The following is a 19,823-nucleotide window of genomic DNA, read 5'->3' as shown; positions in this document are numbered from 1 at the left end:
GTCAGCTAACGATCACACATCTGTGCTGAAGCGCACGCCACCGTCCGGCAGCGTCACCCCCGGCCACACGCGTGCGCCGCGCAACAATTCACACCGCGCACCGATGTCCGCGCCGTCGCCGATGACAGCGTCGCGGACCAGCGCTCGGGGTCCGATACGGACGCCGAATCCGAGGATCGATCGTTCGACCACCGCCCCGGCTTCCACAACGGCGCCGTCGAAGAGAATTGCACCGTCGAGGCGAGCGCCTGCACCAACTTCTGCGCCTCGACCGACAACCGTGCCGCCGATCAGAACAGCGCCCGGCGCGATTCCGGCCCCGGGGTGAACCAGCGACTCGCCGCGCGGACCTTCGAGAGCCGGCGAAGGTGCGATACCTCGCACCAGGTCGGCGGAACCGCGAACGAAGTCCTCGGGGGTTCCCATGTCACGCCAGTACGACGAGTCGACGTGGCCGAACACCCGCTTGCCCTCGGCCAGGAGATTCGGGAACACCTCGCGCTCGACCGATACCGGTCGTCCTTCGGGGATCTGTTCGATGATCTCGCGCTTGAAGACGTAGCAGCCGGCGTTGATCTGATCCGTCGGCGGATCCTGAGTCTTCTCCAGGAATGCCGAGACTCGTCCGTCCTCGTCGGTCGGAACACAACCGAATGCTCGCGGGTCTCCCACACGAACCAGATGCAGGGTCACGTCGGCGTCCGTCTTCTCGTGGGTCTCGAGAATGCCGTTCAGATCGGTGCCACCGAGCACGTCGCCGTTGAACACCATGACGTTGTCACCGCGCAACTTCGGCAGAACGTTGCGGATTCCGCCACCGGTGCCCAGCGGTTCGGTCTCGAAGACGTAGTCGATCTCGAGGCCCATCTTGGAGCCGTCGCCGAAGTAGTCCTCGAATACCTCTGCCTTGAAGGACGTTCCGAGCACGACGTGCTTGATTCCGGCTGCCTCGATGCGGGCGAGCAGGTGCGTCAGGAACGGCAGGCCGGCGGTCGGAAGCATCGGCTTGGGTGCCGACAGCGTCAGCGGACGCAGCCGAGTGCCTTTGCCGCCTACCAGGATTACGGCGTCGGTCGGATTCGGATCGGACATCATTTTCCCCCGTGGTTCGAAACTGATGGGTTGTCGGTCGAGTTGTCGGTGCGAGCGCGCTCGCGAACTGCAGAAGCTACGGCGATCTTGGATCGCACCGCGAGGCCACCGCGCAAGGCAAGTCGTAGCGGAGCCTGCCACCAGTGCGGATGGCGATCAGCCTGGAACTGGTACGCACTGCGATGATGGGCAGGCAACATCAGTTCCGGATGACGTCCTGCCGCATGGCCTTTGGCATGGGTGACGACGGCCGAGGGGACGAATACGTTGAGCCACCCGGCTTTTCCGAGGCGGTCACCGAAGTCCACGTCCTCCATGTACATGAAGTAACGAGAGTCGAAACCTGAGATGGTGTCGAAGGCGTCGCGTCGCACCAGCAGGCACGACCCGGAAAGCCACCCCACTGCACGCTCGGTGACGGCCTCGTTCTCCTGACGGTAACGAGCAGTCCACGGGTTCTTCGGCCATACGGTACCGAGCAACGCGTGCCCGACGCCCGAGGTGATGTCGGGCACCGTTCGCGCCGACGGATAGACACTGCCGTCCGGTTCGAGGACCTTCGGCCCCAGTGCACCGGCCCTTGGCCACCGATTTGCCGCAGCCACCAATTCGTCGAGTGAACCGGGTGCCCATTGGACGTCCGGGTTGGAAATCACGACGAATTCGATCGACGAATCGATCTCCGCTACAGCCCGATTTATCGCTCCCCCGTACCCGATGTTTCCGCCGGTTCGAAGCAGACGGACATGCTCGTACTTGGCATCGGCGGCCTCGGGGGCACCATCGGTCGACCCATTGTCGGCCATGATGACCTGGGGTTTTTCTGTCGTCGCCACAGCGAGCGTGCTCAAGAAATTCTCGAGATGCTCGCCTGGCGAGTAGGTCACCGTTACCACGGCCAGCTTGGGACTCACGCCGGTCAGCCTAGCCGTCCGCGGCCACTGTCCCGAACAATGCTCACGCCAGAGCGGCGTGCAGAGCCTCTCGCCACGGACGCAGCGGCGTCATTCCCGCGGTAACCCACGCGCGCTCGGACAAGACCGAATATGCCGGGCGCGGGGCAGGGCGTACGAACTCCGCACTACTGCACGGGCGCACCCGAGCAGGGTCTGCTCCGATCTCCTCGAAAACAGCTCGCGCCAACTCGTACCAACTTGCTTGCCCGCCGTTCGTCACGTGGAATGTCGACGCACCCGTGAAGTCCAGCAGCGCGAGTTCGACGATGCCGCCGGCCAGATCGACGCTGTACGTGGGTGACCCGATCTGGTCGTCCACGACGTTCACGAATTCGCGTTCGGCTTCGAGCCTTCTCATCGTGGCGACAAAATCCGTGCCGACACCGGAATACACCCACGCGGTGCGGACAACGGCCGCGTCAGCCCCCGACTCTCGAACAGCGATCTCGCCGTCCAGTTTGGTTCGGCCGTAGACCGTCGCGGGACCGGTCGGTGCATCGACGTCGTATGGCGAGCTTGCATCGCCCGGAAAGACGTAGTCCGTCGAAACGTGGATCAACCGCGAACCCGCCCGCGCACAGGCTTGCGCGAGATTCCGCGGTCCGATCTCGTTGACCGCCCTCGCCGCCTCCTGGTCGGTCTCGGCAGCATCGACGGCCGTGTACGCAGCGCAGTTGATCAGCACCGAATCAGGCGAGACGAAGTCGTCAACCGCGCGGCTGTCGGTGATGTCGAGCTCGCGGGAACCGACGGCCGTCACAGTGTGACCCGCCGACGTTGCGAGAGCATCGATACGTGTTCCGAGCTGCCCTCGGGCGCCGGTGAGCAGGATATTCGTCACACGGTTGAGTCTGGCACGCCGCGTCGAGGTACCCGCGGCCGAGCATCGGACCAGTAACCTGAAGGAGTGTCCCACCAGCAACCGCAGCGCCGCGCGCGTCCACGACCTGCGCCGATTCGGACCAAGACGAGCCCGGCTCGCATAGCGGTCGCGGTGCTGTCCGTGCTCGTACTGCTGGTCACCGGGTTCGCATGGCGGGGTGTGGACTCGTTGAGAAACAGCCTTGCCACTGCCAGCGGACTCGGCCTCGGTGGCGGCAAGGACGGAGCAATCGACATTCTGATGGTGGGAACGGACAGTCGAACGGACGCGCACGGCAACCCGCTCTCACAAAGCGAGCTCGACTCGTTGCGCGCAGGTGAGGAAGTTGCGTCCAATACCGACACCATCATCTTGATCCGCGTCCCCAACGACGGGAGTTCCGCGACCGCGATCTCGATTCCCCGCGACGCGTACGTCAACGTCCCGGGTATCGGTATGTCGAAGATCAACGCCGCGTTCGGTGCCACCAAGGAAACCGAGCGACTGAAGTTGGTCAACAACGGGTCGTCCGACAGCGATGCAGACAAGAAGTCGACGGAAGCCGGCCGGACCGCGCTCATCGGAGCGGTGGCGAATCTGACCGGCATCACCGTCGATCACTACGCCGAAGTCGGACTACTCGGATTCGTCCTGCTGACCAACGCAGTGGGCGGAGTCGACGTGTGCCTCAACGCGCCGGTAGACGAACCGATGTCCGGAGCCAATTTCGCGGCCGGGAAACAGACACTCGACGGCGCCGACGCGCTGAGCTTCGTGCGACAACGACACGACCTTCCTCGCGGCGACCTGGACCGGATCGTTCGCCAGCAGGTGTTCATGGCTTCTCTCGTCAGCAAGGTACTCAGCGCAAAAACCCTCAGTGACCCCGGCAAGCTCAGTCAGCTGACCTCGGCTGTCCAGCGTTCCGTCGTGATCGACGACGACTGGGACATCATCGAGTTCGCCAAGCAGTTGCAGAATCTGGCTGGCGGCAAGGTGCAATTCGAGACAATTCCCGTTCTCGACATCAACGGCATGACCGATTACGGCGAGTCCATCGTCAAGGTCGATCCCAAGGCCGTCAAGAAGTACATCGCGGGATTGGTCGGCGCCGACAGCGAGGACTCGGAGGAGACCTCCGAAGCACCGACCACGGTGAATGCGTCCTCGATCACGGTCGACGTCGCAAACGCCAGTGACATCGCAGGGTTGGCCAGCGGGGTTTCCGAAGCGTTGAGTGCCCTCGGGTACAAGCAGGGTCAGGTCGGCAACAACACCGGCTCCGACGTCACCGAATCGACGGTGTTCGCAAAGTCCGCGGACGACGACGCAGCACTCGCGGTCGCCGAGGCACTCGGCGGTCTGACGGTCAAGGCGGATTCGTCATTGTCCTCGGGCAAGGTTCGGGTTGTCATTGACGAGGACTACAGCGGCCCGCAGTCCGCGGACGCGGTATCCCCGTCCGAAGGAGCGACAAGCACGACTGAATCGTCGAGCACCACCGAGACCAGCCCCACTCCCGCCCCTCCCGGCCCGCCGATCGACGCGGCCTCCAACGGCCCGCGCTGTGTCAACTGAAAAATTGTGTGAACTGAACGGCTGCGTAAGCTGACGACGTGCCTTCGCCTGTAGACAACCTGACCGACGCCCTCCTCGGACCGATCCTGGCTGCCGACCCGGCCGGCCCTCGCGTGACCTACTACGACGACGCCACCGGCGAGCGCATCGAATTGTCTGCGAGCACTCTGGCCAACTGGGCGGCAAAGACAGCGAACATGGTTCGCGACGAGTTCGCTCTCGAGCCCGGCGGCAAAGTTGCCGTGCTGCTTCCCGCGCACTGGCAGAGCGTCGCCGTCTTGCTGGGTGTGTGGTGGGCAGGCGGTGAGGTGGTCCTCTCCCCCGACGCCGACGCCGAACTGGCTTTTGTCACTGCCGACCGACTGGACGATGTTGCGGACGTACCGGAAGTAGCCGCACTCTCCCTCGACGCGTTCGGCAAAGGTTTGAGCGATCTTCCGCTCGGCGTCGCCGACTACGCAACCTCCATCCGTGTGCACGGCGACCAGTTCCGTAGCGCCGGAGCCGGTTCGGCGCTGGAAGGCCGGTCCGTAGCGGACACGATCGACGCGGCACGGGCATCGGCGAAGAACGTCGAATTGGTGTCGACGGATCGTGTCCTCTCCAGTCGCACGTGGGACACGGCAGACGAATTGATCGACGGGCTTCTGGCAGTTCTCGCCGCGGGCGCCTCACTCGTGCAGGTGGCCCACCCGGACGCGGAAGCTACCGCGCGCCGAGTGGGCACCGAGAAGGTCACGAAACAGTTCTGAACGCTAGCTCGCGAGAGCTGTTACCGGTGACACCAGCCCCGCCCGCCTAGCGGGGAGCAGTGACGCGATCACACCGCAGATTCCGCCGATCAACACGATGGCTACCAACTGCACCCACGGCACTGCGCTGAGGGCGACGTCCTCGATCCCGAATACCGATGCGGTACCGGCTGCACCGAACACCATCCCGAACAGCACTCCGATCACCGATGCGACTCCTGCCACGAGCAGCGCTTCCCAGATCAACATGGCTCGAATTCCCTTCTTGGTCAGTCCGAGTGCGCGAAGCAGTCCGGATTCGCGGCGCCGTTCGAGAACGGACAGTGCCATGGTGTTTCCGACGCCGATCAAAGCGATCAACACCGCTACCGACAGCAATCCGGCAACCACCATGAGCATGGTGTCGAGGATCGAATCGAGAGCTGAACGCATCTCGGTCATGCCCTGAACATCGCTGCCCGGCGCTTCCTGGCGTGCCAGTTCCGTGATGCGGTCGGTGGCGGCCAAAGCCTGTTCGTCAGTATCCGTCCCCAGCCTTACCCAGTACGAATCGGTGGTCGGCGCGGTGGCCGCTGCACCGAGATCGCCTCGATCCAGTAGTGCTGGTTGACCTTTCACGCCCTCGACCACGCTGACGTTCACGACGCCGCGATCCCCACGCACCGTCGCCGTATCGCCCGCCGAGAGCTTGTATTCGGTCAGGTCAGCGGGCGAGAGCACCAACTGACCGGCCGCGGGTACCGAGATCTCGGTACGCAGAACATCTTTCACCCGCGCAGCGTCGACGCCGAATCCGGCCAACGAACCGCGCCCGTCGATCGTCAGTTCGGCCTTGTCCAGACCGCTCACCGCGCCGACACCGTTGACCGCGGCGATGTCTGTGCCCAACCCTGCGGGAAGCGGTGCCGAACCTGAACTGCTCACCATGACGTCGACGGGGAATTGACTGTCCATCGCCGCGGGTGCGGCTTCCTTGACCGTCGCGATTCCCACGACGAGCGTGCTCGTCAAGGCAACACCGATCAACAATGCGGTGGCCGTCGCCGAGGTGCGGCGTGGGTTCCTACCGGCGTTGCCTGCTGCCAGGCTTCCCACCGGACCGATCAGTCTCGCCAACACTCCGCCGGCCGCATTGATCAGTGCAGGCACGATTCGACCGGACAGTGCCGCGATCCCCAGGAACGAGAACAATCCACCGGCGGTTGCGGCCGGCACCTGCTGATTCGTCACTCCCAGGACGGTCATCGCGATGCCCGCGAGCAGGGTCACGACGCCGAGAACCCGGCGCACCACCGATACCTGAACGCTCTCGGGCTTGGACTCCATCGGCTGCAGTGCTGCCAGCGGGGAGAGCCTCGTTGCCGCCCGCCCGGGCGCAGATGCAGCGAGCATCGTCATCACGATGCCGACGGCAAGACCGACGAGCACGGTCACCGGGGTGACGCTCAGTGACGAAAGAGGAACCGGCACATCTGCGGCCGTTGCTACGCGACCGATTGCCCAGGCAAGTCCGACACCGAGTCCGACGCCGATCACCGAGGCGATCACGCCGACCGCCGCGGCTTCACTGCGAATGCTCCGGCGAACCTGTTTGGCCGTGGCGCCGACGCATCGCAGCAACGCAAGTTCCTGAGTGCGCGCCGCGAGCAGCACGGCAAATGTATTGGCGATCACCAGCGCGGCAACAACAACGGCGATGGCGCCGAAGGCGAGCAACACCGTGCTGAGGATCTTGGTGCCGCCCATGTATTCGGCTGCGGCGTTGTCTGTGGCTTCTTCGCCGGTCAGCACGGTGGAGTCCGCGGGCAACGCGCTCGAGATCGAATCCACGAGTTCTTGCTGAGAGCGTGAACCGTCACCGGCGACACGGAACTCACGTTCGGCACTGTCACCGGCCCACGCGCTCACCTGCTCGGCGGTGGTGAATATCTTGATCCCGCCCAGTCGTTGCGCCGAACCGGAGAGGTCGACCAGTCCGACTACCTCCGCGGTGGGTGCGGCGGCACCGACCGTCGAATCCCGTGCCGTGACTGTGATTCGGGCACCGATCGGTATCCCGGAGTCCGCGCTCACCAACACCTGCCCCAGACCGGCCGGAATCGATCCCTCCGACACCTTCTCCCAACGCAATTCGGGATTGTCGGCAATCGAGAGCGCATCCCCGTAGGACGCGCCCTTTGCCTCGGAGTCGACACGAACATAGGTCGACACGTCGTCGGCCACCGCCGAGACGCCCGGCACCGCGCTCAGCAGTGCTTCTGTCACGCCTGGACCGGACGCGACGACATCTGTGGTTTCGTATTGCGTCGCAAGTGATTTGCTCACACTCGCGTCGACCGTCGAGCTCAAGGTCAAAGTCGCGACGATGTATCCGACGGCGATCACCACCGCGAGTATCGACGCCACATAGCGCCCGGCATGTGCCCGCGCCTGCGCAAAAGCCAGACCTCTCATCGCAGTGCACCCGAAACTGCAGGAACATCGGCCAGGTCGTCGGCACCGAGAGCTCGCATGGCACCGATCACCGAGTCGACGGTGGGATGGTCGATCTCTCCGGCTATACGCCCGTCCGCGATCAACACGACTCGATCCGCGTACGACGCCGCCACCGGATCGTGTGTCACCATCACGACCGTCTGACCGGTCTCCCGGACACTGGTGCGCAAGAGTCCCAGAACCTCTGTCCCGGAACGGGAATCCAGGTTGCCGGTAGGCTCGTCGGCAAAGATCACGTCGGGCTGGGGCAGTAATGCACGGGCGACAGCTACACGTTGCTGCTGACCGCCGGACAACTCGTGCGGCAGGTGGTCGAGGCGCTGCGACAGGCCCAGCTTTCCGATCACCTCGTCCATCCACTCGGACGAGGGCTCACTACCTGCCAGCTTCATCGGCAGCAGCATGTTCTCCCGAGCAGTGAGCACCGGTAGCAGGTTGAACGCTTGGAAGACGAATCCGATCCGCTCGCGTCGCAGTTCGGTGAGCTCCGTGTCGCCGAGTTTCGTGACTTCGGTGTCGCCCAGGAAAACCTGCCCACCCGAGACCGTGTCGAGTCCGGCCAGGCAGTGCATGAGCGTCGACTTTCCGGAGCCGGACGGGCCCATGATCGCGGTGAACCGCTCGCGACCGAAGTCCACATCGACTCCGCCGAGCGCGTGAACCGTGGTCTCACCGGTGCCGTACACCTTGGTGACACCGCGGGCAGTGATCGCCGGCACTGCGGCTGGTTCCGTCGTGGTGTGCGCATGCATTTTTTGCCCTCCGTAAAGCTTCTCGCTATGACGGAATCGACGTTATTGCAGCGCAAGTGGTCTCCGCGTCGGAGTGCGGGGCGATCTTGGAGAGCCCGGTGTCATCCCGGGGTAGGACTGGACAGGGCGGCGTGTCAGCCCTCGGTGCCGAGGAGATCTGCGCGCCGGACAAGTCCGATCTGGAAGGCGAAGACGACTGCCTGTACACGATCACGAGAATGAGTCTTTGAAAGAACCCGTCCGACATGGGTTTTCACTGTCGTCTCGGAGACGTGGAATTTCGCAGCGATCTCCGAATTCGACAGCCCGTACGCCATGGCTTCGAGCACCTCGACCTCGCGCGGCGTCAACTCTTCGGGCAACTGCGCTTCGGGCGCCGAGCCTTCCAGAAGTGGCCCGACGTGCTGAAGCAGTCGCCGAGTGGCCCGGGCTTCGATCACCGCGTCCCCGCGGTGCACGGTGCGGATGGCGTCGAGCAACTGCTCCGGTGGCACGTCCTTGAGCAGGAAACCACTGGCGCCCGCCCGGATAGCCGACATCACGTACTCGTCGTTGTCGAAGGTGGTGAGCACCACGACCTTCGGCGCATCGGGGTCGGCCAGGAGCCGACGAGTCGCCTCGATGCCGTCCATCTTCGGCATCTGGACATCCATCAGAACGACGTCGACATGACGGGCGGCCAACTCGGTCAGCGCCTGCTGACCGTCCGAAGCCTCGACAACCACCGACAGATCCGGCTGTGAGTCGATGACCATTCGAAAACCTGCGCGGACCAGCTGCTGATCGTCGATCAGTGCCACTGCGATCGGAGCCACGTGTTCGTCCATGCCACTCACCTTAAGACCTTCGGACGTTTCAAGACCTACCCAGACGTTCGTTCGTACGGCAAGACGGCCCGGACGCTGTATCCGCCGCCTGATTTCGGTCCGGCGGTCACTTTGCCTCCGTGCAGCTTGGCTCGCTCGGCCATTCCGATCAGTCCCTGTCCGCCTGGTGACGATTCGACCAGCGCGGCGCTGCCGCCTCGTCCGTCGTCGGTGATACCGAGAACGAGTTCGGTTTCAGCCCATGTCATCTCGACGCTCGCCTGTGCTCCAGGCCCCGCATGTTTGAGAACGTTCGTCAGCGATTCCTGCACGATGCGATACGCCGTCAACCCCGCACCCGCAGAGAGTTCGCGTGGTTCCCCGGTCACGCTGACGGCGATGTCGAGTCCGCTGCTGCGTAACTCGTGGAAGAGACTGTCGATGTCGCCGGCGCCCGGGATCACCGAGAAATCACGGGGCGTGTCCTCACGCAGGACGGACAGCAGCGATCGCATGTCGGTCAACGCTTGGCGGCCGGTGGAGGCAATTGTTTCGAGTGCCTGAATTGCAGCCTGAGGATCCTTGGCCGCGCTGTAGCGTCCACCGTCGGCCTGAGCGATGACAACGGTCAACGAATGCGCGACGATGTCGTGCATCTCGCGCGCAATCCTCGAGCGTTCGCTGATCGTCGCGATTTCCGCTTCCTGCGCACGCTCGAGTTCGAGCAACCGTGCGCGCTCGGTCAGACCTTCCAATTGTTTGGTACGAACTCGACGCAAATCACCGAACGCCCAGACCGCGAGCATGAAGATCATGACGGCCACGGACTGCATGACCTGCGAGGACATCGGGATTCCGTCGTAGCCGAAGTATCGAACAGTCCCGGCAATCGAGCCGAGCAACGCGAGCACCAGCCCGGTGAGTGAACTCCACCGAGCACCATAGGCGGCCAGCGCGTACAGGGAGATGGGGACGACAACGGCCGATGCGAGCAGTGTGTTGCCGATGAAGATCACGTGTAGAACTGCGAACCCTGCGATCACCATGCCGGAGAGTTCGGGGCGCGAGCGTCGCCACGCCAACGGAACGGTCATACCCAGCGAGATGAACACCGCCAGCGGACTCGCCTCGACCGCCACGACAACGCTGAACAGTGCGGCAACCGTCGCAATGCAGATGTCCACACCGCGAGCATGATCCGCGCTCCAACGGACGAAGCGCTCACTAGTCGGAAAACGAGCCATGCCGCCAAGAGTAGCTTTTACTGACGAGCTTTCACTCAGGTGCGGTAACCGCCGTCTTCGAGACCGGCCTCGATTTCGAAGCGGTTGCGCGGCCCGCGATGACGCAGTTCCTCACGCAGGTACAACAACCCGAATATGATTCCGTACCTGGCCCATTGGTCTGCATGAACGGCCTCGTGACGAAGGACGGATCGAGTCGTGTTCCGCCGCGTGAGATACACACCACCGAGAGTTGTTCCCCCTCTGGCGAACCCGCTGAGCAGCCCGGAAGCGACGAAGATCCCGGACTCGTCGTCGAAGCGGATGTCCGCGCCGAGAATCCTGGCGTACAGCAGGGCGACGCGTGTGACGAACGCGGACTGCGCGCTGCCCCGACTCGCTCGGATCAGCGGCAGCCCGCGTCGTGCACACACGAGAAGATCAGCCCAGCAGTTTTTCGCGGAGCGCCTTGTCCTTGTCGAGCACCATCGACTCGAGGCTCTCCTGGAACGCCACCATCCGCTGCTGCAGTGCGGGATCCGAAGCACCGAGAATCCGAGCAGCCAGCAGACCGGCGTTGCGAGCGCCACCGATCGAGACCGTCGCCACCGGGACGCCGGCCGGCATCTGCACGATCGAGAGCAGCGAATCCATACCGTCGAGGTACTTGAGCGGCACCGGAACACCGATGACGGGCAACGGCGTGGCCGAGGCAACCATGCCCGGAAGATGCGCGGCGCCACCGGCACCGGCGATGATGACCTTGATTCCGCGGCCGGAAGCTTCCTTGGCGTAGTCGAGCATCCGCTGAGGCGTGCGGTGCGCCGAGACGACACCGACCTCGAAGCGGATACCGAACTCGGCCAAAGCTTCGGCTGCAGCTTCCATGGTCGGCCAATCCGAATCGCTGCCCATGATCAGGCCGACCTGCGCGCTCTCACTCACCGTGTACATCCCATCCGTCGGTCCAAACTGCGTACGAAAGCCAATGTGCTGCACGCTCGGCGCGTTCCCGAACTGCGGCAACGTAATTCGGATCGTCGATGGATCCGGCGCCGCCCACGATGTTGACGTGTCCGATCTTGCGATCCTTGCGCTCACCCTTGCCGTACAGGTGGATCTTCGCGTCAGGCATCCGCGCGAACAGGTGATGGACGCGCTCGTCCATCGTCATCTCGGGAGCTTCCGGCGCACCGAGAACGTTGGCCATCACGGTGACCGGCGCGATCGGCGAGGTGTCGCCGAGCGGGTAGTCGAGAACTGCACGCAGATGCTGTTCGAACTGAGAGGTGCGTGCGCCGTCCATCGTCCAGTGACCGGAGTTGTGCGGGCGCATGGCCAGCTCGTTGACCACGAGAGTGCCGTCAGTCGTCTCGAAGAGTTCGACGGCCATCGAGCCGACAACACCGAGCTCGGACGCGATGCGCAACGCCAATTGTTCGGCTTCCTCGGCAACGGCACTCGAAAGGGCGGGAGCAGGTGCGATCACGACGGCGCACTGGCCGTTGCGCTGAACGGTCTCGACGACCGGCCACGTAGCGCCCTGGCCGAACGGCGACCGCGCGACCATGGCGGACAGTTCCCGACGCATCGAGACCATTTCCTCGACGATCAGCGGAACACCCTTGTCCAGCTGCTCGGTGACAATGGCCTCTGCTTCGTCCTGATCGTCGGTGATCCAGACTCCGCGGCCGTCGTAGCCTCCGCGAGTTGCCTTGATGACAAGCGGCCAACCGTGTTGCGCACCGAAACGCACGACGTCTTCTGCCCACGTCACTTCGGCGTACGCAGGTACGGGCGCGCCCAGTTCGGCAAGTTTGCGACGCATCAGAAGTTTGTCCTGAGCGAAGATCAGAGCCTGCGGCGGCGGCTGAACGTTCACGCCTTCGGCAACAAGAACCTCGAGATGCTCCGTGGGCACGTGCTCGTGGTCGAACGTCAACGCGTTGGAACCGACCGCTGCGCGTCGAAGAGCGTCGAGGTCGGTGTGGCTGCCGAGCACGACGTCGGGGCTGACCTGAGCTGCCGGCTCGTCCGAAGTCCCGGAGAGCACTCGGAGCGTCTGGCCCAGGGCCACCGCCGCCTGGTGAGTCATCCTGGCCAACTGTCCGCCACCGATCATGGTGACGACGGGCATGGATGCTTTTGCCGGTCGAGGGGTGGTCGGGCGGGCGGGGATCTGCGCGGGATCGTTGTTGCCGGTCACGGCTCTCTATGTTGTCATGTGCCGCGTTCACCCGTTCATTCAGCGTTCCCAATCTGTGATTCTGCTGATGAATCCGCGGCAAATTGGTGGTAACGCGGTTTCGTTTCGTAAACTCATCTGTTGTGCCATTTGTCGACGGGGTCATTGCCCGCATACCCCAACCGTTTCGTGACATCGCTCTGCGTCACAGCGAGCTGATCAAATTCGCGATCGTCGGCGGAACGACCTTCCTCATCGACTCGGGCATCTTCTACACACTCAAGCTGTCGATCCTCGAATCCAAGCCGATCACGGCCAAGATCATCGCCGGCGTCGTCGCGGTGATCGCGTCGTACATTCTCAACCGCGAGTGGTCGTTCAAGAACCGTGGTGGCCGTGAACCAGCGCACGAAGCTGCGCTGTTCTTCATCATCAGCGCCATCGGTGTCGTCATCAGCTTCATCCCGCTGTACATCTCCAGTTACGTCTTCAACCTGCGCGTACCCGAAGTCAGCCTGGCGACGGAGAACATCGCCGACTTCATCAGTGCATATGTCATCGGCAACCTGCTGCAGATGGCGTTCCGATTCTGGGCCTTCCGCAAGTTCGTGTTTCCCGACGAGAATCCGGAACCGCTCGAGCTGTCCGACACCACAGGATTGTCCGAAACCACAGCGTTATCCGGAACCACAGCGCCTGAGCCGGTAATTCCTGACGCCGAAGAGGAGCTCGGGCACTCCTGAGTTTTCCGTCTGCGCCGACCTTTCGGTCAGCGCGGTTCGCGGTGCGGAACGACGTCCGCGGTCGGCGCCGTGTTGGCCACCGGCAGGAAGACGGCGAACAAGGCAGGCTTACGCCTCTGCAGTTCCAGGCGGCCCCCGTCGGCTTCGATCAGTGCACGTGCGAGCGCCAACCCGACGCCGGTGGACCCCGCCCCCGAAAATCCTCTGTCGAAGATGTGCGGCGCCAGATCGTTCTCCACACCGGAGCCTTCGTCGGTGACCTCGACGCACACCATCGAGTCACGGCGAGACGAACTGCGACCCGTACCGTCGATCAAACGCACCGACACCGTGCACGTGCCTTCACCGTGTTCGAACGAATTGTCGACCAGAACGGAAACAGCTTCACGCAGACGCGAACCTGTGGTCGCAGCCATCACCGTGCGATCGCCGCGTAGTCGCAGCCTGCGTCCCTCTCCGTCGAACTGAGCCTGCCAGTCGCGAGTCACCTGTTCCAGCTCGCCGACTACCGACACCAGACTCGCCGATGACCCACTGGTGCGCGACGAGCGAATCAGGTCGTCGATTCCGTCGGTGAGCCTGTCCACTTGCGCCATGGCTTCCTCGGCCTCGTTCACGACGTCAGGATCTTCGTGAACGGACAACTCGTCCAGGCGCAGCCGCACTGCAGTCAGTCGACTGCGCAGTTGATGCGAGACGTCCGCAACCAGCGCGCGCTCTCGTTGCAGCCGCACCGAAATCTCCACGGTTGCCGCATCGAGGACGTCGGACACGCGGTCGAGTTCGGGGATGTCGTGCCGACGAGGATCCGGCCGGAAGTCGCCTTCGGCGAGGCGCGCCGCCCGGTCGGCCACATCCTGCAGCGGATCGGCCAGCCGACGCGCAGTGACCACAGCAACCACGGTGCCTGCCGTGATGGACAGAAGCACGAGCACGCCGACAGCCATCACCGCCTGCTTCTGCTGGGTGCGCAGGTTCTCCGACGGCACCTCGAGACGCAACGAGCCGGACGTTCCCATCGCGAGCGATTCGACGAGTGCGTTCTTGACCGTCGCCTCACCGACGTCGACGCGTGCGGCGCCGTCGACGACGGTCGGATACACGACGACGAGGCGCCCGTCGTTCGGGGTGAGAACCTTGAGCGAATCGGTGTTCAACGCACCTTCGACGAGTCCGTTCGTCCCCTCTTGCGCGATGACCTCAGCGGCCATCCGGTCGAGGCGCACCCGGAGATCACTTCGCGTCACGTCCTCCACCCAGAGCCACGCCGTGTAGATCAGCGGAACCCCCAGCAGCAACGCCGTCATGATCACGACAGCGAGAATCGACTGCAATATGCGACGCCGCATGCCGGCAGTTCCTGATTCTCGAGAAGTTAGTCGGTGTTGATTCGGAAACCGACACCGCGGACGGTGGCAATCCTGCGTTCCACGGCGGGGCCCTCGTCGCCGATCTTGCGGCGCAGCCACGACATGTGCATGTCGAGCGTCTTCGATCCACGAAGCTCGACGTCGCCCCACACCTCACGAAGGATCGTATCGCGCGAGACCACTTCCCCGGCGTGCTCGAGGAGGACCCGCAGAAGCTCGTATTCCTTGTTGGCCAAGGCGATTTCGGAGCCGTTGACGAGTACGCGTCGTGCCGCGGGCTCGAGCCTGATGCCACCGACCTCGACGATCGTGTCCTCGCGGCCACCGTGGCGACGCAGGAGTGCTCGCACACGTGCCATCAACTCGGCGAGACGAAACGGCTTGCTGACGTAGTCGTCGGCGCCCGCGTCCAACCCGACCACGAAGTCGACTTCGTCGGTCCTGGCGGTCAACATCAGCACGGCGAGCGAGGTGCGATGCGCACGAATCTGTCGGCAGACCTCGAGGCCGTCCATGCCCGGAAGGCCGAGATCGAGAATCAACAGGTCGAAATCACCTTCGAGCGCCTGCTGCAACGCAGCGGGTCCGGTCGGTTCGACCGTCACCGAATACCCTTCACGCCCCAAGGCGCGGGAAAGGGGTGCAGCAATGGCCTCGTCGTCTTCGGCTAGCAATACGGCAGTCACACGAACAGACTACGGACAACACGCCTTTGCACGTTGATTACCAGCCATTTCGATCATTCGGGTCGTCGTTTTCACCTGACAGCCACTGCGGTGCCTGCGATGGTGGCTGCTGCATGGAATCGAAAACCTGGTGATACAGCAGGGCGTGAACGTGCTCGACGTCAGGAATGTCGTCGAACTCGAGCGGATCGTCACTGGCAGATGCGATGACCAGAGTTCCGGTCTTGAGCATTCGATCGATCAGGCCGTGACGGAACTGAACATTGCTGATCCGTCCCATGGGAATGTCGATACCCGTGTGCGTGAGCACTCCGTGGCGGATGAGCACTCGCCGATCGGTGACGATGAAATGCGTGAACTTCCAAACCGTGAAGGGCGCAACCGACCGCCAGGCCACGACACCGAGCCAGATGATTCCGACGGCAATGGACGACACGGTGCGAGCCGTGCCGTCCAATCTCGTCTGTGCGAGGCCCAACAAGAACCCGGCGACGGCCGTCGCAAGCACGAACGTCAGCGCCGGAAGCACCAACATCTTCCAATGAGGATGGCGATGCAGTATCAGTTCCTCGTCCTGAGCGAGGGCGTCTTCGGGATATCCCATGACGGGAAGTCTGCCACCCCGCACCGACTTTCAGGCATACCGACTTTCAGGCACACCCGCCTTCAGGGCAACGCTCAGGGCTGCGCGAGCTTTCGCAGCACCAACGGGGTCACGACGATGATGATGCCGTACAGCACCATCCACACGCCGACCACGATGCGGAAGACGTCGAGTGAAAGTTCGGGCTGCAGAAGGACGATTGCACCCGCGACGATGCTGATGACTCCGAGCACGATCGATAGACCGCGATCAACGGTGTGCCCGGACGCCGCGTCGACCAGATCGAGAACGCCACGGAATACCCACCAGGCACCGATCACCAATGCGATCAGAACCACCGTCTGCAGAGGGCTACGGAGAACCAGGAATCCGAGGAGCACTGCCAACGCGCCGGAGATCGCGACGAGCGTGCGAGTTCCACCCGAAGCCGTCACGTCCGCGAACGAACGGATGATCTGGACGATTCCGAATCCGAACAGCTGGATCGCAATGACAACCGCGACCACGAACAGGGTGGCATCCGGCCACGCGAGTACCGCGATACCCAGGCCCAATGTGAGGACACCGAGCAGCACCGTCACGCCGGTGAGTACGCGGCGAGCGCTCTCGGCCGTCTCGGCTTCGGTCGGAACAACGATCGGTGTGGTCATGACGCCCCTAGGCAGCTCGGTAAATCCCGCAGTTGAGTGAAATGAAGGACGGACGGTTGGTTCGAAAACCGGTCCGGGCCAAAAATTAGCACTTTGGTGCCAGAAAATCCGGCAACGTTCACGATTCGGTGACCGGGGCGGCGCGAAGGTGCGTGATATCACCTGCTGCGACCGCAAAGGTCTCCCCATCTGTTCCCTCGATTTCGATGACGACGCGTCCGGAAGTGTCGACGTCGGTCGCGATACCGAACACCTCCTTGTCGCCCGGCAAGACCGCGCGGACTCGTTTGCCCAGCGTCCCGCAGCGCTGCCGGTATTCGGCAGCCAACACAGATGTATCCCATTTCGACGATTCCCAAGCACGGAATTGCGTCGCCAATTCACGGGCGATTGCGCGAACGAGAGTGTCGCGGTCGACAGTCGATGCTTCTTCGATCAGCAGTGACGTAGCGGTCGGGACGGGCAGCTCCTCGACGCCGAGGCTCACGTTCAGCCCGATCCCCACCACCACCGCGGGATCGGGCGCCGTCCTCGCCACCTCGGCCAGAATGCCGGCGACCTTCTTGTCACCGATGAGAACGTCGTTCGGCCACTTGAGTTCTGCGGGCACTTCGGCCACGTTGCGCAGCGCGTCGACGACCGCGATTCCCGACAATAGCGGGAGCCAACCCATGTCCGCGAGATTCATTCCGGGCATCGACAGCAGAACCGACATCGAGATCTGCGCTTGCGGCGGACTCACCCACGTGCGCGAATGACGGCCACGGGCACTCGCCTGATATTCGGCGATCAGAACGTGACGGTCGGCATCCGGATCTGCCGCTCGCGCAAGGAGATCCGCGTTCGTCGAACCGGTCTCCTCGACAACGTCGAGGCGGTTCCAGAAAACGCGCGCGTCGTCGTTGTCACTGCGCACCAGTGCGCGTCGTAGGGCATTGCCGTCGAGGGGCGGTCGGTTCAAGTCGGTCCACATAGCCCCAGCCTATGACGACGGCGAGAATGTACTGGTCAGTAGCTTGAGCCTGCAAGACAGCGACAATCGGACCTGCCTTCGAAGCCCCCCACGCACTCTCGTTAAGCTCACGTCCATGACCACTGTCCAAGAGCCGAACGCGCCGGAGGCGGCGGCCGCACCCGATATCCACACGACCGCGGGAAAGCTCGCGGACCTGCGGAATCGCCAAGCCCAGGCGCAGGCACCGAGCGGCGAAGCCGCCATCGACAAGGTGCACGCCAAAGGCAAGCTGACCGCCCGCGAGCGCATCACCGCCCTCCTCGACGAGGGCTCCTTCGTCGAACTCGACGCACTGGCACGGCACCGAAGTGTGAACTTCGGTCTCGCTGACAACCGCCCGGTCGGCGACGGCGTCGTCACCGGTTACGGCACCATCGACGGCCGCGACGTCTGTGTCTTCTCACAGGACGCCACCGTTTTCGGCGGATCGCTCGGCGAAATCTACGGTGAGAAGATCGTCAAGGTCATGGACCTCGCGATCCGCACCGGGCGCCCCCTCGTCGGCATCAACGAAGGTGCAGGCGCGCGCATTCAGGAAGGCGTCGTCTCGCTCGGCCTCTACGGCGAGATCTTCCACCGCAACGTCCAGGCCTCGGGTGTCATCCCCCAGATCTCACTGATCATGGGACCCGCCGCCGGCGGCCACGTCTACTCCCCCGCACTGACCGACTTCGTCGTGATGGTCGACGAGACTTCCCAGATGTTCGTCACCGGCCCCGACGTCATCAAGACAGTCACCGGTGAAGACGTCACGATGGAAGACCTCGGTGGTGCTCGCACCCACATGGTCAAGTCCGGAGTCGCCCACTACGTCGCTTCCGGCGAGCAGGATGCCCTCGACTACGTCAAGGACCTGCTCAGCTACCTGCCGTCCAACAACCAGGCAGCAGCTCCCCGCGGCGAGATCACCGACCCCATCGTCGGTTCGATCGAAGACAGCCTGACCGCCGAGGACATCGAACTCGACACCCTCATCCCGGACTCGGCCAACCAGCCGTACGACATGCACGAGGTCATCCGTCGCATCCTCGACGACGACGAGTTCCTCGAGGTCCAGGCCGAGCGCGCGATGAACATCATCGTCGGTTTCGGTCGCGTCGACGGACGCTCGGTCGGCATCGTCGCCAACCAGCCCACCCAGTTCGCGGGCTGCCTCGACATCGACGCCTCGGAGAAGGCCGCTCGCTTCGTGCGTACCTGCGACGCGTTCAACGTCCCGATCATCACCCTCGTCGACGTTCCCGGTTTCCTCCCCGGAACCGAGCAGGAATACAACGGCATCATCCGTCGCGGCGCGAAGCTCCTCTACGCGTACGGCGAGGCAACGGTCGGCAAGATCACGGTCATCACCCGCAAGGCTTACGGCGGAGCGTACGACGTCATGGGCTCCAAGCACATGGGCGCCGATGTGAACCTGGCATGGCCGACCGCTCAGATCGCCGTCATGGGTGCATCCGGAGCAGTCGGATTCGTCTACCGCAAGCAGCTTCTCGAAGCCGCGAAGAACGGCGAAGACGTCGATGCATTGCGCCTCAAGCTGCAGAACGAGTACGAGGACACCCTCGTCAACCCGTACGTCGCCGCTGAGCGCGGATACGTCGACGCTGTCATTCCTCCGTCGCACACCCGCGGACAAATCGTTTCCGCATTGCGACTGCTAGAGCGCAAGGCCGTTTCCCTTCCGCCCAAGAAGCATGGGAACATTCCCCTATGACCGCAACCACCGAGGACATTCTCAGCGAAGATGTCGCACTGGCGGAGACCGCACCGACCAACGGTGCGGTCGTCGAGGGAACCGCGACGGATGCTTCGCTCACGGAGCTGACCGAGACGTCGACCTCCGACGCGTCGGTCATCAAGATCGTCAAGGGTTCGCCCACGGACGTCGAGATCGCGGCACTGGTCAGCGTGCTTGCTGCGGCTGCCGGCAGCGGTCAAGCTCCCGAGTCGAACGTTCCCGCGGAGACCTGGGGCGATCCGACTCAGTTCCACCGCACGCGTGCGCCGTTCTCGCCGTACGCGTACCTGAACCCCGCGATCCGTCGCAGCTGAC

General features: G+C 63.6%; 20 protein-coding genes. 5 read left to right on the top strand and 15 right to left on the bottom strand.

Annotated features, from left to right (window positions below; all coding sequences use genetic code 11):
- Positions 1–12 precede the first annotated feature (12 nt).
- The 3 genes from BH682_RS10615 to rfbD are packed head-to-tail and all read right to left on the bottom strand — an operon-like array spanning position 13 to position 2,889.
- Positions 13–1,095: a sugar phosphate nucleotidyltransferase gene (locus tag BH682_RS10615; RefSeq protein ID WP_037125580.1), complete on the bottom strand. Its 1,083-nt coding sequence runs from the start codon at positions 1,093–1,095 to the stop codon at positions 13–15.
- Positions 1,092–2,006 carry a glycosyltransferase family 2 protein gene (locus tag BH682_RS10610; protein ID WP_003940999.1) on the bottom strand — a complete coding sequence of 305 codons (915 nt, stop codon included), beginning with the start codon at positions 2,004–2,006 and terminating at the stop codon, positions 1,092–1,094. Before BH682_RS10610 ends, BH682_RS10615 begins: the two co-directional genes overlap by 4 nt.
- A gap of 43 nt (positions 2,007–2,049) precedes the next feature.
- Positions 2,050–2,889 (bottom strand): dTDP-4-dehydrorhamnose reductase, encoded by an 840-nt coding sequence (gene rfbD / locus BH682_RS10605; RefSeq protein ID WP_054802243.1) that lies wholly within the window; start codon positions 2,887–2,889, stop codon positions 2,050–2,052.
- Positions 2,890–2,955: 66 nt separating this feature from the next.
- Between rfbD and BH682_RS10600 the strand changes: the two genes are divergently transcribed.
- Both BH682_RS10600 and BH682_RS10595 read left to right on the top strand, forming a co-directional pair.
- Complete coding sequence (locus BH682_RS10600; protein WP_269750907.1) at positions 2,956–4,488, top strand: LCP family protein; 1,533 nt, start codon at positions 2,956–2,958, stop codon at positions 4,486–4,488.
- 38 nt (positions 4,489–4,526) lie between these two features.
- The gene (locus tag BH682_RS10595; protein ID WP_003940786.1) at positions 4,527–5,240 is read left to right on the top strand and encodes a TIGR03089 family protein; all 714 of its coding nucleotides are present in this window, start codon (positions 4,527–4,529) and stop codon (positions 5,238–5,240) included.
- Positions 5,241–5,243: 3 nt separating this feature from the next.
- Here BH682_RS10595 and BH682_RS10590 read toward each other — a convergent pair whose 3' ends face one another.
- The 7 genes from BH682_RS10590 to BH682_RS10560 form a co-directional block, all read right to left on the bottom strand.
- Positions 5,244–7,694 (bottom strand): ABC transporter permease, encoded by a 2,451-nt coding sequence (locus BH682_RS10590; RefSeq protein WP_075832841.1) that lies wholly within the window; start codon positions 7,692–7,694, stop codon positions 5,244–5,246.
- Positions 7,691–8,488, bottom strand: coding sequence for an ABC transporter ATP-binding protein (locus BH682_RS10585; protein WP_007731166.1), 798 nt, complete (start codon positions 8,486–8,488; stop codon positions 7,691–7,693). Before BH682_RS10585 ends, BH682_RS10590 begins: the two co-directional genes overlap by 4 nt.
- A 134-nt stretch (positions 8,489–8,622) precedes the next feature.
- Positions 8,623–9,315 (bottom strand): response regulator, encoded by a 693-nt coding sequence (locus tag BH682_RS10580; RefSeq protein WP_003940960.1) that lies wholly within the window; start codon positions 9,313–9,315, stop codon positions 8,623–8,625.
- A 35-nt stretch (positions 9,316–9,350) separates the two neighbouring features.
- Positions 9,351–10,538 carry a sensor histidine kinase gene (locus BH682_RS10575; RefSeq protein ID WP_075832839.1) on the bottom strand — a complete coding sequence of 396 codons (1,188 nt, stop codon included), beginning with the start codon at positions 10,536–10,538 and terminating at the stop codon, positions 9,351–9,353.
- Positions 10,539–10,573: 35 nt separating this feature from the next.
- Complete coding sequence (locus BH682_RS10570; protein ID WP_075832837.1) at positions 10,574–10,951, bottom strand: hypothetical protein; 378 nt, start codon at positions 10,949–10,951, stop codon at positions 10,574–10,576.
- Between the two features lie 7 nt (positions 10,952–10,958).
- Positions 10,959–11,471 carry a 5-(carboxyamino)imidazole ribonucleotide mutase gene (purE, locus tag BH682_RS10565; protein ID WP_039973205.1) on the bottom strand — a complete coding sequence of 171 codons (513 nt, stop codon included), beginning with the start codon at positions 11,469–11,471 and terminating at the stop codon, positions 10,959–10,961.
- Positions 11,455–12,654 carry a 5-(carboxyamino)imidazole ribonucleotide synthase gene (locus BH682_RS10560; protein ID WP_245361607.1) on the bottom strand — a complete coding sequence of 400 codons (1,200 nt, stop codon included), beginning with the start codon at positions 12,652–12,654 and terminating at the stop codon, positions 11,455–11,457. Before BH682_RS10560 ends, purE begins: the two co-directional genes overlap by 17 nt.
- Before the next feature lie 191 nt (positions 12,655–12,845).
- Here BH682_RS10560 and BH682_RS10555 point away from each other — a divergent pair, with 191 nt between their 5' ends.
- Positions 12,846–13,445, top strand: coding sequence for a GtrA family protein (locus tag BH682_RS10555; protein ID WP_063316643.1), 600 nt, complete (start codon positions 12,846–12,848; stop codon positions 13,443–13,445).
- Positions 13,446–13,471: 26 nt separating this feature from the next.
- Here the strand turns inward: BH682_RS10555 and BH682_RS10550 are convergent, their stop codons facing one another.
- The 5 genes from BH682_RS10550 to BH682_RS10530 all read right to left on the bottom strand — a co-directional run bounded on the left by BH682_RS10550 (position 13,472) and on the right by BH682_RS10530 (position 17,728).
- Entirely contained in the window at positions 13,472–14,794 is a 1,323-nt protein-coding gene (locus BH682_RS10550) for a sensor histidine kinase (protein WP_007731154.1), read from the bottom strand.
- A gap of 26 nt (positions 14,795–14,820) precedes the next feature.
- On the bottom strand, positions 14,821–15,501 hold the full coding sequence (locus BH682_RS10545; protein WP_003940916.1) for a response regulator transcription factor: 681 nt from the start codon (positions 15,499–15,501) through the stop codon (positions 14,821–14,823).
- A 37-nt stretch (positions 15,502–15,538) separates the two neighbouring features.
- A complete protein-coding gene (locus BH682_RS10540) occupies positions 15,539–16,105 on the bottom strand; it encodes a PH domain-containing protein (RefSeq protein WP_075832835.1) in 567 nt (188 codons plus the stop codon).
- Between the two features lie 74 nt (positions 16,106–16,179).
- Positions 16,180–16,755: an HdeD family acid-resistance protein gene (locus tag BH682_RS10535; RefSeq protein ID WP_007731150.1), complete on the bottom strand. Its 576-nt coding sequence runs from the start codon at positions 16,753–16,755 to the stop codon at positions 16,180–16,182.
- 118 nt (positions 16,756–16,873) lie between these two features.
- Complete coding sequence (locus tag BH682_RS10530) at positions 16,874–17,728, bottom strand: biotin--[acetyl-CoA-carboxylase] ligase (protein WP_003940755.1); 855 nt, start codon at positions 17,726–17,728, stop codon at positions 16,874–16,876.
- Positions 17,729–17,843: 115 nt separating this feature from the next.
- Here BH682_RS10530 and BH682_RS10525 point away from each other — a divergent pair, with 115 nt between their 5' ends.
- Both BH682_RS10525 and BH682_RS10520 read left to right on the top strand, forming a co-directional pair.
- Positions 17,844–19,484, top strand: coding sequence for an acyl-CoA carboxylase subunit beta (locus BH682_RS10525; protein WP_003940853.1), 1,641 nt, complete (start codon positions 17,844–17,846; stop codon positions 19,482–19,484).
- On the top strand, positions 19,481–19,822 hold the full coding sequence (locus BH682_RS10520; RefSeq protein WP_007731147.1) for an acyl-CoA carboxylase subunit epsilon: 342 nt from the start codon (positions 19,481–19,483) through the stop codon (positions 19,820–19,822). The genes BH682_RS10525 and BH682_RS10520 overlap by 4 nt, the downstream gene beginning before the upstream one ends.
- Position 19,823: the final 1 nt, after the last annotated feature.

The organism is Rhodococcus sp. YL-1 (genome assembly GCF_001942025.1).
Classification (GTDB): Bacteria; Actinomycetota; Actinomycetes; order Mycobacteriales; family Mycobacteriaceae; genus Rhodococcus_F; species Rhodococcus_F qingshengii.
This window is presented reverse-complemented; position numbering and strand designations above follow the sequence as displayed.

What these genes read in the sequence shown, in the direction of transcription:
- BH682_RS10615 (WP_037125580.1), bottom strand. Translation starts at nt 1,095, where the DNA reads ATGATGTCCGATCCGAATCCGACCGACGCCGTAATCCTGGTAGGCGGC.
- BH682_RS10590 (WP_075832841.1), bottom strand. Translation starts at nt 7,694, where the DNA reads ATGAGAGGTCTGGCTTTTGCGCAGGCGCGGGCACATGCCGGGCGCTAT.
- BH682_RS10585 (WP_007731166.1), bottom strand. Translation starts at nt 8,488, where the DNA reads ATGCATGCGCACACCACGACGGAACCAGCCGCAGTGCCGGCGATCACT.
- BH682_RS10580 (WP_003940960.1), bottom strand. Translation starts at nt 9,315, where the DNA reads ATGGACGAACACGTGGCTCCGATCGCAGTGGCACTGATCGACGATCAG.
- BH682_RS10575 (WP_075832839.1), bottom strand. Translation starts at nt 10,538, where the DNA reads ATGGCTCGTTTTCCGACTAGTGAGCGCTTCGTCCGTTGGAGCGCGGAT.
- purE (WP_039973205.1), bottom strand. Translation starts at nt 11,471, where the DNA reads ATGTACACGGTGAGTGAGAGCGCGCAGGTCGGCCTGATCATGGGCAGC.
- BH682_RS10560 (WP_245361607.1), bottom strand. Translation starts at nt 12,654, where the DNA reads ATGCCCGTCGTCACCATGATCGGTGGCGGACAGTTGGCCAGGATGACT.
- BH682_RS10550 (WP_007731154.1), bottom strand. Translation starts at nt 14,794, where the DNA reads ATGCGGCGTCGCATATTGCAGTCGATTCTCGCTGTCGTGATCATGACG.
- BH682_RS10540 (WP_075832835.1), bottom strand. Translation starts at nt 16,105, where the DNA reads ATGGGATATCCCGAAGACGCCCTCGCTCAGGACGAGGAACTGATACTG.
- BH682_RS10535 (WP_007731150.1), bottom strand. Translation starts at nt 16,755, where the DNA reads ATGACCACACCGATCGTTGTTCCGACCGAAGCCGAGACGGCCGAGAGC.
- BH682_RS10530 (WP_003940755.1), bottom strand. Translation starts at nt 17,728, where the DNA reads ATGTGGACCGACTTGAACCGACCGCCCCTCGACGGCAATGCCCTACGA.
- BH682_RS10525 (WP_003940853.1), top strand. Translation starts at nt 17,844, where the DNA reads ATGACCACTGTCCAAGAGCCGAACGCGCCGGAGGCGGCGGCCGCACCC.
- BH682_RS10520 (WP_007731147.1), top strand. Translation starts at nt 19,481, where the DNA reads ATGACCGCAACCACCGAGGACATTCTCAGCGAAGATGTCGCACTGGCG.